General features: G+C 43.4%; 9 protein-coding genes. 1 reads left to right on the top strand and 8 read right to left on the bottom strand.

Annotation, left to right across the window (positions count from 1 at the left end; all coding sequences use genetic code 11):
- Positions 1–36 precede the first annotated feature (36 nt).
- Positions 37–693 carry a fasciclin domain-containing protein gene (locus AB9P05_RS08445; protein WP_371908386.1) on the top strand — a complete coding sequence of 219 codons (657 nt, stop codon included), beginning with the start codon at positions 37–39 and terminating at the stop codon, positions 691–693.
- A gap of 72 nt (positions 694–765) precedes the next feature.
- On the opposite strand, the gene AB9P05_RS08440 is transcribed toward AB9P05_RS08445, so the two are convergent.
- The 8 genes from AB9P05_RS08440 to AB9P05_RS08405 form a co-directional block, all read right to left on the bottom strand.
- Positions 766–2,565: an acyl-CoA dehydrogenase family protein gene (locus AB9P05_RS08440; protein ID WP_371908385.1), complete on the bottom strand. Its 1,800-nt coding sequence runs from the start codon at positions 2,563–2,565 to the stop codon at positions 766–768.
- Positions 2,566–2,671: 106 nt separating this feature from the next.
- Entirely contained in the window at positions 2,672–3,847 is a 1,176-nt protein-coding gene (locus AB9P05_RS08435; RefSeq protein ID WP_371908384.1) for an acetyl-CoA C-acyltransferase, read from the bottom strand.
- Between the two features lie 36 nt (positions 3,848–3,883).
- Complete coding sequence (locus AB9P05_RS08430; RefSeq protein ID WP_371908383.1) at positions 3,884–6,286, bottom strand: 3-hydroxyacyl-CoA dehydrogenase NAD-binding domain-containing protein; 2,403 nt, start codon at positions 6,284–6,286, stop codon at positions 3,884–3,886.
- A 17-nt stretch (positions 6,287–6,303) separates the two neighbouring features.
- Positions 6,304–6,741 carry a MarR family winged helix-turn-helix transcriptional regulator gene (locus AB9P05_RS08425; RefSeq protein ID WP_371908382.1) on the bottom strand — a complete coding sequence of 146 codons (438 nt, stop codon included), beginning with the start codon at positions 6,739–6,741 and terminating at the stop codon, positions 6,304–6,306.
- A gap of 262 nt (positions 6,742–7,003) precedes the next feature.
- On the bottom strand, positions 7,004–8,773 hold the full coding sequence (locus AB9P05_RS08420) for a long-chain fatty acid--CoA ligase (RefSeq protein ID WP_371908381.1): 1,770 nt from the start codon (positions 8,771–8,773) through the stop codon (positions 7,004–7,006).
- A 66-nt stretch (positions 8,774–8,839) separates the two neighbouring features.
- Entirely contained in the window at positions 8,840–10,627 is a 1,788-nt protein-coding gene (locus tag AB9P05_RS08415) for a tetratricopeptide repeat protein (RefSeq protein WP_371908380.1), read from the bottom strand.
- 493 nt (positions 10,628–11,120) lie between these two features.
- Positions 11,121–12,830, bottom strand: coding sequence for an Ig-like domain-containing protein (locus AB9P05_RS08410; protein WP_371908379.1), 1,710 nt, complete (start codon positions 12,828–12,830; stop codon positions 11,121–11,123).
- The gene (locus AB9P05_RS08405) at positions 12,827–13,708 is read right to left on the bottom strand and encodes a class I SAM-dependent methyltransferase (RefSeq protein ID WP_371908378.1); all 882 of its coding nucleotides are present in this window, start codon (positions 13,706–13,708) and stop codon (positions 12,827–12,829) included. Before AB9P05_RS08405 ends, AB9P05_RS08410 begins: the two co-directional genes overlap by 4 nt.
- Between the last annotated feature and the right edge of the window lie 3 nt (positions 13,709–13,711).

The following is a 13,711-nucleotide window of genomic DNA, read 5'->3' as shown; positions in this document are numbered from 1 at the left end:
ACCAGTTTGATGAGGGTATAGCCAATTTGACAGATTATGAAAATACCCAGAAGAATAATAGCCGGACTGATTTTACCGGCAAGCTTGTTTTTGTGGTCCTGTGATGGGAGCGAAAACCAGGAAAGCAATGAAAACGTGAGTGAAGAGCCTGCAGAAATGGAGGCAATGGAAGACCCTGAACAGGCAACCATTGACCTTGGCATGAGCACTACGGATAAAACTATTGCTGATATAGTTGTTTCAGCCGAACAGTTCAGTACTCTGGCTCAGGCCGTTCAAACAGCAGAACTGGGCGAAATGCTTAGTGGTGAAGGTCCGTTTACAGTATACGCACCGGTGAATGATGCATTTAACAAGTTGGATAGCGGCGCGCTGGAAAACCTTCTGAAGCCTGAGAATAAAGACGCCCTGAAAAGATTAATTTCCTTTCATGTAGTAGAAGGTAAGAAATATCTCGGTGAAATGGCTGATGCCTCTGACTCTGATACTACAGATATGGGAGGAGTAGATGAAGCTGTGGAAGGCATTCCTGCTTCAGATGCTCAGGGTGAGCCCATGAATGTGGTAGTTACTCCGGAGGGTGTAGACGTAAATGATGCAGATATCATTCAGGCTAATATTGAGACACAAAATGGCCTGATTCATATAGTAAATAAAGTACTTACGCCCCCTGTAGAAGAAGATAATCAGTAATAAAACTGGTGAAAAACATTAAAGCCGGGATGAATAAAATCATCCCGGCTTTTTTTATATCAGGCATTTGCCTTAGAATGTGTAAGCATTCTTTTCAATTACAAAATCGGCAACCTTACGTCTTAATTCTTTAAGGTTCACAGGATCCTGCTTGGTAAACCTTTTGAGACCAAGAAGCATCAAACGCTGTTCATCGCCGCTGGCGAATGCATTAATAGCTTCACGACCAGCTGAAGCAGCCTGATCTATAGCACGGTTGAGATAAATCCGGACCATATCCACCTGTACGCTTACAGCTTCCTCGCCGAGGCGCTCGGCGAGCTTTTCGGTACGAAGCAGTGCAGACTCTGCAGTATAACCCATGATCAGCATGTCGGCCAGGTTCATAAGGATTTCCTGCTCGTCTTTAAGCTTATCCATAAACTTTTGAACGGCAGCACCCGCTACCATAAGTCCCGCTTTCTTCAGGTTATTTAAAAGTTTCTTCTCCTTGGCAAAAAGGGTATCATCATCACTGCTGCTGAAGTCGGGCACAGAGGTAAGCTCCTTTTGTACTGCCATGGCCGGACCCATCAGATCCAGGTGACCTTTCATAGCTCTTCTAAGCACCATGTCAATGGTGAGCATACGGTTGATCTCATTGGTACCCTCAAAGATCCTGTTGATCCGGGCATCACGGTAGGCACGATCCATAGGAGCATCGGCAGAGAAGCCCATACCTCCATAAATCTGAACCCCTTCATCCACTACATAATCAAGTACTTCTGAGCTATGTACTTTCATAATAGCGCACTCAATGGCAAATTCTTCCACAGACTTCAGTTTAGCCTGTGCTTCGTCCATGCCTTCGGCTATCAGGGCATCATAAGCATCATCAATATTCTGACCGGCACGGTAGGCAGCAGATTCACTGGCATACGTGCGGCTGGCCATTTCGGCAATCTTATGTTTGATAGCACCAAAGTTGCTTATAGAGGTACCAAATTGCTTACGCTCATTAGAGTAATTCACAGCATGATCCAGCACCGCTTTGCTAGCACCAATAGCAGAGGCCGCAAGCTTAATACGACCAATATTAAGGATATTAACAGCGATTTTAAATCCGTTACCACGCTCACTGAGCATATTTTCGGCAGGAACTTTACAGTCATTAAAGAAAATCTGGCGGGTAGAAGAGCCCTTAATACCCATCTTCTTCTCTTCCTCATTCATAGTAATACCACCGAAGTCTTTTTCTACGATGAATGCAGATAGATTTTTGTCATCTTCCACTTTGGCAAATACAATGTAGACATCGGCGAAACCACCGTTCGTTATCCACATTTTCTGACCGTTGATCACGTAGTGCTTGCCATCATCGGTAGGCATAGCTTTGGTTTTACCACTATTAGCATCAGAACCACTATCCGGCTCTGTAAGGCAATAGGCAGCTTTCCACTCGCCTGTTGCCAGCTTAGGCAGGTATTTGGCTTTTTGCTCATCATTTCCATAGTATAGGATAGGAAGGGTGCCTATACCGGTATGCGCTGAGAATGCAACGGCAAAGCTATGACCTGCACCGATTACCTCGGCTACAAGCATGGAGGTATTGAAGTCCATGCCGAATCCGCCATACTGCTCAGGGACAGACGTACCCAGCAAGCCAAGTTCGCCTGATTTGTCCATAAGCTGAGGCATCAGCTCAGGATTCTTCATGCTGTCAATCTCTTCCAGGCGAGGATAAACTTCCTGCTCCAGGAAATCCTTACAGGTCTGAGCAATCATTTTTTGCTCTTCAGACCAATCTTCAGGAATAAATACACTTTGAGCAGCGGTCTCTTTTATGAGAAACTCGCCGCCTTTTACGGACTGTTTGTTTTCTACTGCTTCCATTTTTCGTAACGGTATTAGAAAGAGACGGGCAGACAATAGGAAGAGTTAAACTCACTGGAATCAAGGCCTAAGCCATACCGCTCCTGTCTGCCAGTCTTTAAAGTTATTAATTGAGTAATTCGTAAATGCCGGCTACACCCTGGCCACCACCTACACAAGCGGTTACCATTCCGTACTTCTCGTTTCGGCGGCGCATTTCGTTAAATAATTGGATAGAAAGCTTAGCTCCGGAACATCCAAGCGGGTGACCAAGAGCAATTGCGCCCCCATTTACATTCACTTTTTCCATATCCAGATCCAGTCCCCGAATAACTGCAAGAGACTGGGCAGCAAAGGCTTCGTTAAGCTCAATCTGTTGGATATCTGATTGCTTGAGGCCAGCTCTTTCAAGCGCTTTAGGCACTGCTTTCACCGGTCCAATACCCATAACGCGGGGGTCAACACCTGCAGCAGCATAGCTCATCATTCTGGCAATAGGCTTGAGATTAAGCTTATTAACCATTTTTTCTGACATAACCATGACAAATGCCGCACCATCAGAAGTCTGTGATGAGTTACCGGCAGTAACGCTGCCTCCCTGTGCGAATACAGGGCGAAGCTTGGATAGTACCTCCAGGCTAGTGTCGGCACGAGGCCCCTCATCAGTATCCACTATATATTCACGTGTCTGCTTTTTGCCTTTTTCGTCAACGTACGTTTCGTTAACAGTTATGGGTAGGATCTCATCCTTAAACCTGCCGCTTTTGATAGCATCCATTGCGCGCTGGTGTGAGCGATAAGCAAACTCATCCTGGTCTTCACGACTGATATTGTATTCTTTAGCTACCTCCTCGGCGGTTAGCCCCATGCTTGTGTAGTAATCAGGATGATTTTTAGCTATCTCATAGTTAAGAGAAGTTTTCCATCCCATCACTGGTACCAGAGACATAGACTCGGTACCACCCGCAATAATACAATCAGCCATGCCGGCATGTACACGGGCAGCGGCAATGTTAATGGCTTCAATTCCAGAACCACAATACCTGTTTATAGTAAGGCCAGGTACTTCCTGGGGAAGTGACAGTAGCGCAATCATGCGCCCCATCTGCATGCCTTGTTCAGCTTCAGGCACGGCATTACCTACAATCAGGTCATCTACTTCTTTGGCATCCAGTCCTTCTATAGAACCGACCAGATGTTTGATCACGTCAGCGGCCAGATTATCAGGGCGGACAAATCTGAATCCGCCTTTTTTTGCTTTACCGACTGCTGTTCTATATCCTGCTACAATGTATGCGTCCATTGTTGTTTATTTTCTTATTTGACTATACGATTAATATTAGTTTCTGAGAGGTTTACCTTTTTGCAGCATAGACTGAATCCTCTCCAGGGTTTTTCTTTCTCCGGTAAGAGAAAGGAAAGCTTCTCTTTCCAAATCGAGGAGGTACTGCTCAGAAACTTCAGTGGGGTATGAGAGGTCTCCGCCACTCATCACATAGGCAATCTTTTCGGCTATCTTCTGATCGTGGGCTGAGATATAATTACCCATCTTCATCCCATTGATACCGGCCAGGAAGAGGGCCATTCCGGCCTTACCCTGTACGCGGATATCCGTACGCTGTATAGGTTGGGTATAGCCTTCTTCGGCCAGCTTAAGCACGGTAGCTTTCGCATCGGCTATCTGGCGATCCTTATTTATCGTTATTCTGTCCTTTTTGAGAACAATGTTCATATCCATTGCCTCGTGCGCAGACGTTGCCACTTTAGCCATGGCAATATTCATAAAGGCATTTTGCAGTGCATTAAGCTCCACATCACCTTCCTGCATCCTATCAGCCACACGCAGAGTCATTTCCTTGGTTCCACCGCCGCCGGGGATAAGTCCGACACCTACTTCTACCAAGCCGATGTAAGTCTCCGCAGCCGCCTGCATCACATCACCATGCATCGACAATTCACAGCCACCACCAAGGGTGAGTCCATGGGGAGCTACCACTACCGGTACCGAAGAGTAGCGTGCCCGCATCACAGAATTCTGGAAGTGACGGATCATAAAATCAATCTCGTCATATTCCTGCTCCACCGCATACATGAATACCAGCCCCAGGTTTGCACCAGCAGAGAAATTTGCTCCCTGGTTACCTATGACAAGGCCATTGTAATCTTTCTCAGCCATATCTATGGCCCGGTTGATGCCTTCGACTACTTCACTACCCAGGGTATTCATTTTTGAGTGGAACTCAACATTCAGCACGCCGTCGCCCAGGTCAATAATAGAGGCACCATCGTTACTCCAAAGTTTTTTGGATTTGCGAAGATCATCAAGGATGATGAAATCACCGATGCCGGGGATGGCTTTATAGGTTTTGCTTGGTATGTCGTAGAATTTACGCACACCGTCTTCCACTTTATAGAAGGTCTCATGTCCGGCTTCCAGCATCTCATAAACCCAATTATTAGGTTTATAGCCAGCCTCTTCCATTTTCTCAACAGTCTTACGAACACCTACGGCATCCCAGGTCTGGAAGGGACCTAACTCCCATCCGAAACCTGTTCGGATAGCATCATCGATCTTAAACAGTTCATCCGTAATTTCAGGAATACGGAAGCTAACGTATTTAAATAGACCGAAGAAAGAATCACGATAAAACTCTCCGGCTTTATCTTTTCCGGAAAAGAGCATTTTGAACCTCTCCTTAAGATTATCGACAGGTTTTGTCATCTCAAGGGTAGGAAAACTCACCTTTTGTTTGTCTTCGTATTCGAGAGTTTCAAGGTTTAGAGTGAGAATCTCGCTCTTGCCATCCTTTCCTTTTACTTTTTTATAGAATCCCTGGCCACTCTTTTCTCCAAGCCAGCCTTTCTCTTTAAGCTTGTCAATAACCGGAGGAAGCTTGAAAATATCTCTCTCCTCATCATCAGGCAGGCCATTATAAAGGCCATTGGCCACATTGATAAGAGTGTCCAGACCTACCACGTCTGAGGTACGGAAAGTAGCTGACTTAGGCCGCCCAATAACCGGACCTGTTAGTTTATCTACCTGATCTACGTTCAAATCAAGTTTCTGCATAGTATTTACCACCTTCATAATAGCATAAATGCCTACGCGATTAGCAATGAAGGCCGGAGTATCTTTACAGAGAACAGTTGTTTTACCCAGATAAAGATCTCCATAATGCATCATGAAATCGATGACCTCGAGATCGGTCTCGGGGCTGGGGATGATTTCAAGAAGTTGCAGGTAGCGGGGAGGATTGAAGAAGTGAGTACCGCAGAAGTATTTTTTGAAATCGTCGCTACGGCCTTCAAGCATTAGGTGGATGGGTATACCGGACGTATTACTGCTGATAAATGTGCCGGGCTTCCGGTATTTTTCAACATTATCGAAGACCTTCTTCTTAATATCGAGGTTTTCAACAACTACCTCGATAACCCAGTCACAGTCCTCTATTTCCTTAAGGTTATCGTCAAAGTTTCCGAGCTTGATACGGTCAGCGTATTCCTTGTGATAGAGGGGGGATGGGTTTGCCTTGGTGATACTCTGGAATGAGCTTGTCACAATCCTGTTTCTAACGCGCGGATCTTCAAGTGTGAGGCCTTTGGCTTTTTCCTCATCTGTAAGCTCGCGTGGAACGATGTCCAGCAACAAGGCTTTTACACCAATATTTGCAAAATGGCAGGCAATCCGGGATCCCATAACACCGGATCCTAATATGGCCACTTTTTTAATCGCTCTTTTCATTTGTCAGCTGCGGTTAACTATTTGTATATGCTGTTTTTCTCTATAATCTCGTGTATATCAGAGATGACCCTAAAAAATGCAAGCAGGTCCTTCTCATCTATTTTTTCCCGCACTGCCTTGTTAAAGGTCTTTACAACCTGGCGGGATACTTCCTTCTTTTTCTTACCGGTATCAGTGAGATAGATACGGATACTACGGCGATCGTTCTCATCCTGCTTCCTGTAAATAAGCCCTTTTTCCTCCATGCTTTTAAGCATTCGGGTGAGACTTCTGGCCTCAAGGCCCATCAGAGGTGCTATTTTAGTCGCAGGCGTGCCTTCTGAAGAATCAATATTGAGCAAAACGAAACCGATGGAAGTAGTGATGTCATGCTTAACAGCCTGCTGATTGTACATGCGTGCGATGGCATGCCAGGCTGCTTTAATATTATAATCGACAGATTCTTCTCGTTTCATTGCAAAGGTATTGCAGCGAATATAGCAAATATTTATTATGCATGCATACTAAAAATAGGAAATTTTCAGATGTCAGAATGACCAGCAGGAAACCAATATGAAAAAAGTGGTTCCGTAAAAGTTAAGCTATACACAACTGCAGAAAGAAAAATTAAATTTGTAAAACTCTGTACACTAGTAACATACGAATGTACTGCATACAGAGTTTTGAAAAATCTGAAAATCAGAGTGTAAGCTAATCTGAATTACACCTCGCTAAAAATCAAGCCGGGCCTTTAGCGTATATCTGGTTAACCAGGGGGCCGTGCTTTTCCATTATTGCCTTTCGCTTGAGCTTAAGGGTAGGAGTTAGTTCCCCTCCTTCAATAGACCACGGCTCTGGTAGCAAGCGGAATTGCTTTACTCTTTCGTATTGCGCAAAAGACTCATTGTATTTGCTGATCTCACGATCAAATTTTTCCTGAACGGAAGGATTTCCGATCATTTCAGCATCAGAGGAGTATGGAATTTCCTTTAGCTCACACCATTTTTTCAGGGCATCAAATGAAGGAACTATTAAAGCAGCAGGAAATTTTTCACCGTCTCCGATTATCATTATCTGCTCAATCACCATACTCTCTTTAAACTTGTTCTCCATCGGCTGGGGAGCTATATACTTTCCTCCCGATGTTTTGAACATCTCCTTTTTGCGATCGGTAATCCGAAGAAAACGATTTTCAACCAGCTCCCCTACGTCTCCGGTATGGAAGTAACCGTCTTTATCGATAACTTCAGCCGTAAGTTCAGGAGACTTATAATAGCCCTGCATGACATTAGGTCCCTTCACGCAAATTTCACCATCCTCAGCAATTTTGATTTGAACTCCTGGTAGGGCCGGGCCCGCACAGCCAATACGGGCATTTTCCGGCTCCAGCCTGGTAAAGCTTACTCCCGGAGAGGTCTCTGTAAGGCCGTAGGCTTCGAGTACTTTAATATCAGCAGCCCAAAATACCTTTGCCAGCCTGGGCTGGAGAGCAGCGGCACCAGAAATAATAAATTCGATATTGTTACCTAATGCCTCACGCCACTTACTGAAGATTATCTTATTTGCTATACGAAGTCTGAATTCGTACCACCAGCCTTTATTAAGCGGTAGCTCGTATTGTTCACCTAGCCCCAGCGCCCAGAAAAAGAGGGATTTTTTAATCCCGGTAAGTTCACGGCCTTTTGCTACGATCTTTTCATACACTTTTTCCAGCAGGCGAGGCACCGTTGTGAAAAGGTGTGGCTTTACCTCCTTAAGGTTGTCCCCGATAGTTTCCATACTTTCAGCATAATAGACCGCCGTAGCTGAATACAGATAATAGTAGACCGCAGTACGCTCAAAAATATGACAAAGGGGAAGGAAACTCAGTGCGCGATATCCACCAGGCAAAGGAAAGGACTCGGCAACCGCTATGGCATTACTGAGGATGTTACTATGGGTTAGCATCACACCTTTGGGCTTTCCTGTAGTTCCTGAGGTATAAATGAGGGTCAGTAAATCTTCCGGGGTTACGGTTTCACGATGAGGATCGAGTGTGGCAGAATCTTTATCGTTACCTAACTGACTGATGGCTGTCCAGTGAGGTACGCCGCTAATTTTATCAAAGGAATAAACCTCTATAGGATCATCTCCTATAGCTATCTTAGTCTTGTCGTATAATTCCTTATCAGCAACAAAGACTATTTTCACACCGGCCTGCTGGAATATGTAGCGATAATCTTCAGGAGTGATAGTAGGGTACAGAGGTACACTGACCACCCCGATCTGCTGCATACCAAGATCCACGAAATTCCACTCGGGACGATTGAAGCTGATGATAGCTACTTTATCATCCTTTTTAAGCCCTTTTTCCAAAAGACCCAGACTTAACGTATCGACTATTTTTATGACCTCATCGGTACTATACTTTTTCCAGGTACCATCAGGAAGTTTGAAAGCAAAGGTATCCTGCAGAGGTGCCTTTGCTTTCTGATAGGGAAGCAGGTCAAATAATCGGGTAGGTTTCATTGTATCTGGGTTTTGTTTCTACCCAATAAATAACATTTGGTGAAACTATGCCATACCAATAAAAGATTAATTTACCATATCACCCCTAAGTAGTCTGAAGCGTTTACGCGCGTCTGCAGAAAATATGCTACCGGGATAGCGAATAAGAAAGTCCCTGAAAATCCCCATAGCCACTTCTTCATCTTTCAGATCCTCCTGGTAGATAAGACCCTTGGTATACATAGCATTGTCCCCCAGAATATCTTTAGGAAATTTTATCTCTATTTGCTCGAGAATATCAATTGCCTGCTGAAACTGCCCCAGCTTTCTAAGAATATCCGCCTGCAAAAACCATATTTCATCCGTCAGGCTATGCCCCTCATATTTTTCCAACATGGCATTGAGGGTGTCCATTGCCATTTGGGGCTTGTTACGAAATAGCATCAGTTCCACGCGGGCAAATTGTTGCATAGCCGCATCAGTAGTATCCAATAGGGTATTATCCTTTATGGTAAGACTCAGGTCCATGGCATCATTAGCAATATCCCTTGTGGTAGCTTGTTTCAGGATGTCAAGGTGTTCCTGCGCCAGCTGGAAATTACCCTCATAATAATTTAGTTTGGCATTTTTCAGTTTGGCCTCATACCCTATGGGATCATCTTTTTCAGCTTTCTCAGCCTGACTATACAGGAGAGTACTCTCCCATGGCTGTCCTGTGAGTAGGTAAATATCCCCTAGATCAATTTTACTTTTGGAGACAATCTTACTATCAGCTCTGGGGGTAGCTATTATAGTTTTAAGCAAATCTTCTGCTATCTGTGGCTCATCTAGGTAGAAGGCATGCAACAATGCCTTACTACGCATTGCCTCCAGTGACTGATTAGACAAGCCAAGCCTGTCAATAAGCTCGCGGTAGTCGTTTACCAGCGCTCGCACCTCTACTGTGTCTACCGGATACGAGTTTTTGACAAGTTCTTCGCGGCTATGAATACGCATGCGACCTGCGAGTTGATAGTAGGGTCCATCCGGATATTCCCTCGACAGATAGTCAAATACTTTTACAGCCGTCTCGTATTCCTTATTCTCAAGCGATATGCGGCCGATCTTCATGCTGTTGACACCCTGGGTACCGAAACGCTTATCCATGGCACGAGACTGTATGAAAGCACCGTAAAAATCCTTCTTCTGCAGGGCGACCCATACCAACATCTCACTGTATGCACCTTCTTCAGGATTATCCTGCACCCGGTCTAACAGATAAGTTTCCAGATCATCAAGATCCTCTTCATCCATTACTGCCTGCATTACGTTTTGCACATAGTCGATATTTTCCGGCCTCGACTTAGCAAAAGTCAGGTATTCCTCTACCATTTTCTGCTTGTTGCCTTGCAGGCGGTATACTGTAGCCAGCTCCAGTGAATAGGCACCCGGTGCAGGTGTGTTAGTTCTAGCAGACAGAAAAGCCTGTTCTGCAAGCTTCAAGAGGTTGCGGTCTATAAAGTTTTGAGCCAGAATCCGGAGATATTGCTGATTTCCTTCATACGCATCAATGAGTCCGGACCAGTATTCACGCGCCTTTTCCTCGCTCTCTTTTCTTCTGATGATCTCTCCCTCGTCTATTTCGTAGCGGATATTATCAGGATAATACCGCTGGGTTTTCTTCAGGTAGGACTGAGCCGCTTTGTAGTCCTGTTGGTTGAGTAAAATTTCGAAGTAGTTATTGTGGATAAGAGGGATGATACGTGTATTTCCGGCCAATTCTTCATAAAGGATCCGTGCCTTATCAAATTCTGCCTGCGAATAGTATTCATTGGCAAGCTGCAGATTCTCATCCTCGCTACCAGAAGACTGCGCACTGGCTTTGCCAATGATCATTGTCTGAAAGGTCAGAATCAGGAGTAGGCATAGCCACCCTTTTGAGATTTTGTAAATACCTCCGAATAATCTACAGCTTTCAGTGAGACAAGAGCCAAAGAGAGATTTCCACGCACTCATATTAATCACACTTTTATTTTAATTATTATTCTATTGTTATCACTAGGGTGTGGATAGGTGGAAAACTTCCTCATTAAATTTTTGTGATTGTAAATTGTGGGTAATATCACGTGTTTTCCTAACTTTTCCACAGGTAATCCACATCGTAAGTAGCTGATATATAAATAGTTAAAATATTATTCTCAATTTTCAACAAATTTGTTGATAAGAACTTTTTTGCATTTGAATGTGGACTAGTCTGTGTATTTGTCATGCTTAAGTCATGGCTTTTCCACAGGGTTTAGCCCGAGATAGCTTATCCAACATTATGGAGCCTTTACATGTGTATTACTTCCGAGTTATCCGCATGCTATCCACAGTTATTCACAGGTTATCAAAAGCTTATATTTTCATCAACTACTTCCCAGTTCGCTTTTAGGGGTATCACCTTATCATAGAATATAACTGGTTCTGGCATTATTCTATTGCTGATGTTCCCCGGATCCCATTGGCCGTTGCTGTTTTCATCTATCAAAACTCTTAAGGTATAGTCTCCTGGTGGTACTAAAGTAAAGCGGTAGCTCCTGGTATTCTTTACCTCTCTTACTACTTCTGAGTTGGCATTTAGTAATTGAAGAATATAGCTGTCTTTGTCTGTATTGATCTTGCCTGCTATGATACCATAGTCTGATGGCGTAGAAAATGTATAGTTATAGCTAGCACTTTGAGAACTATCGTTTTCAATGCTTATAAATGCTGCACTCCCAAAATTTATTGAAAATGTTTTTCCGGAGCTTCTATTGAATTGTTGTATCGAGGCATTAAGCTGATTCCTGGTTTCCTCACTTGTTGAATCGGGTAGGCTAAGCAATGGGGAATTAGTACTGTCGTATTTTACCAGGTTCGTTTTACTAAGATCAGGACTCAGTGTGAGTATTGTCCGGCTGGCATTCCAGGTATAGGATACAGTGTCTGTATTCAGTGTATTGAGTGAATCATAAGCTAACATTATCTGAGGCAGGTTGATTTGTATGACTGGCTTGGTAAAGGTGAGATTGAACTCCTGAGATCTTGAAATTTTACCTTCCTTTGGGTCAATACTGAATGTGAAAGCCTCTGGCTTAGATCGTGAGTTGTTTTCAAACTTAACATATAGTGTATCAGTCCAGGTATTGGACAGGGAGTCTGTCACACTAAGAATTGTTTGAACACTGTCTTTTATTTCCTGCGGATACCATCTTAATAAATTCTGATCCTGTTTATAAAGAGCTATCAAACTATCGCTTTCAGGGTATCTTATATCGTAAGACTGGATTCCTTTATTGAATTTGACTTCATAGTAATTGCCCGCTGTTCTTGAATATATTGGTAGTAATTCCCTGAAATCGTACTGGATAATGTTGAGCGTTTCAATGGAGTCCGAGGTTTGTATGGTGATTGGATCCGGGAGAAAGGCATAACCCTCATTCTTACTATTCAGCTCCAGGTTATCATTTTTATCATTCCACGCATACACATTATATTCTCCAGGCTTCAGGTTTTCTAAAGTATAGGTTCCACCACCATCCGTCTGCGTAAAATAATAGGGCTTACCATTGAAAACCGTGATAGTGTCATCAACCGGATATAAACCAACTATGGCTTTTTCTACCGGCTTATTTGTAAGAAGGTTATTTACCTGGCCGCTTAAACTTAAGCTATCTATAAATGGACCCGTACTAAAAGCTAGCCTGAGGTTTTCTGCAGGATTACCTTCAGTGATATCCTTTACGGCTTCCCGGAAGTTTAAAGTGAAGGTAGTATTTTCAGGAAGTGGTTCATCAAACGTGATAGTGACCACATTCTTTCTTACCTGTGACTTGTAGTTTATATCGAGCCTTGGTGTGATTATTAGTTGTTTTGATAAGCCATCCAGTCTTATGTATTCATCAAATTCAAATACAATCTCACGACTTCTCACATTCGTGCTATTATCGCGGGGCACAGATGTGATCAATTCCGGTGGTGTCTCGTCTCTCGGACCACCAGAAGGGCTTGAAATATTTGCACAAGCCATCACGTAAAGTATTCCTACGATACATATGGCAGAATTAAAGAGTCTCATTTCTTCAGTACGTATATAAGGCTGGAATATTCTTTAGTCTTCCTGGCATTTCTGTTTGATGCCAGTCCTGTTTTAAATGCTTTAAAATAATTCGGTTTTCCTGTACGGTACTTTTCTGATAGCATAGAAACATAGAATGAGTCGAAGATCATTGGATATGTTTCTTTCCATTTTAATTTATATTCACTGGAAAGATGTTTAATAGCGTCCCGGTTAAAATGATACAGGTGCCTGGGCACATCATAGCCTGCCCAATCTTCCTTATAATATTGTGCGTCATATGAATAGCTATTTGGTAGAGCCAAAATAAGAATTCCTTTGGTTACCAATAGTTCTTTTAGCTGTTGGATAGTCTTTTCTAAGTTATCAACGTGTTCTAAAACATGCCACATGGTAATAACTTCAAACTTGCTCTTAGGTGGTATCTTATCAATAGACGGATAGACTATTCCCGGAGTTTGATTGACAGCTATATTTCTTGCCTGATCGTTTACCTCTACCCCGCTGGCTTGCCATCCATCATGTGCAATAGATTTAAGAAAATGTCCGGTACCGCAGCCAATATCTAAAAGCCTTGCTTTTTTGGGTGCATGTCTGTTTACCAGCTTCACCTTTTTTCTGAGGGCATATTTTCTGACCAGTCTATAGATTGGTGAAATAAGTCCATATGACTTGCCAGTGTGACTTATATAGGCGTCTGATTCATAGTATTTTGCCAGATTATCCCTTTCTGGTCTTGGATTCGTAAACATGATCTCACAGTTATCACATTTGCACACAGCAAATTTCTCCTGACTTACCATATGATCCTGCACAATCATTTCATTATGGAAATGCCCACTCTTGCAGAGCGGGCATTTTTCTAATCGTTTGTACATATG

This window comes from Roseivirga sp. BDSF3-8, assembly GCF_041449215.1.
Classification (GTDB): Bacteria; Bacteroidota; Bacteroidia; order Cytophagales; family Cyclobacteriaceae; genus JBGNFV01.
This window is presented reverse-complemented; position numbering and strand designations above follow the sequence as displayed.

Coding starts and splice junctions, on each gene's coding strand:
- AB9P05_RS08445 (WP_371908386.1), top strand. CDS start 37: ATGAAAATACCCAGAAGAATAATAGCCGGACTGATTTTACCGGCAAGC.
- AB9P05_RS08440 (WP_371908385.1), bottom strand. CDS start 2,565: ATGGAAGCAGTAGAAAACAAACAGTCCGTAAAAGGCGGCGAGTTTCTC.
- AB9P05_RS08435 (WP_371908384.1), bottom strand. CDS start 3,847: ATGGACGCATACATTGTAGCAGGATATAGAACAGCAGTCGGTAAAGCA.
- AB9P05_RS08430 (WP_371908383.1), bottom strand. CDS start 6,286: ATGAAAAGAGCGATTAAAAAAGTGGCCATATTAGGATCCGGTGTTATG.
- AB9P05_RS08425 (WP_371908382.1), bottom strand. CDS start 6,741: ATGAAACGAGAAGAATCTGTCGATTATAATATTAAAGCAGCCTGGCAT.
- AB9P05_RS08420 (WP_371908381.1), bottom strand. CDS start 8,773: ATGAAACCTACCCGATTATTTGACCTGCTTCCCTATCAGAAAGCAAAG.
- AB9P05_RS08415 (WP_371908380.1), bottom strand. CDS start 10,627: ATGATCATTGGCAAAGCCAGTGCGCAGTCTTCTGGTAGCGAGGATGAG.
- AB9P05_RS08410 (WP_371908379.1), bottom strand. CDS start 12,830: ATGAGACTCTTTAATTCTGCCATATGTATCGTAGGAATACTTTACGTG.
- AB9P05_RS08405 (WP_371908378.1), bottom strand. CDS start 13,708: ATGTACAAACGATTAGAAAAATGCCCGCTCTGCAAGAGTGGGCATTTC.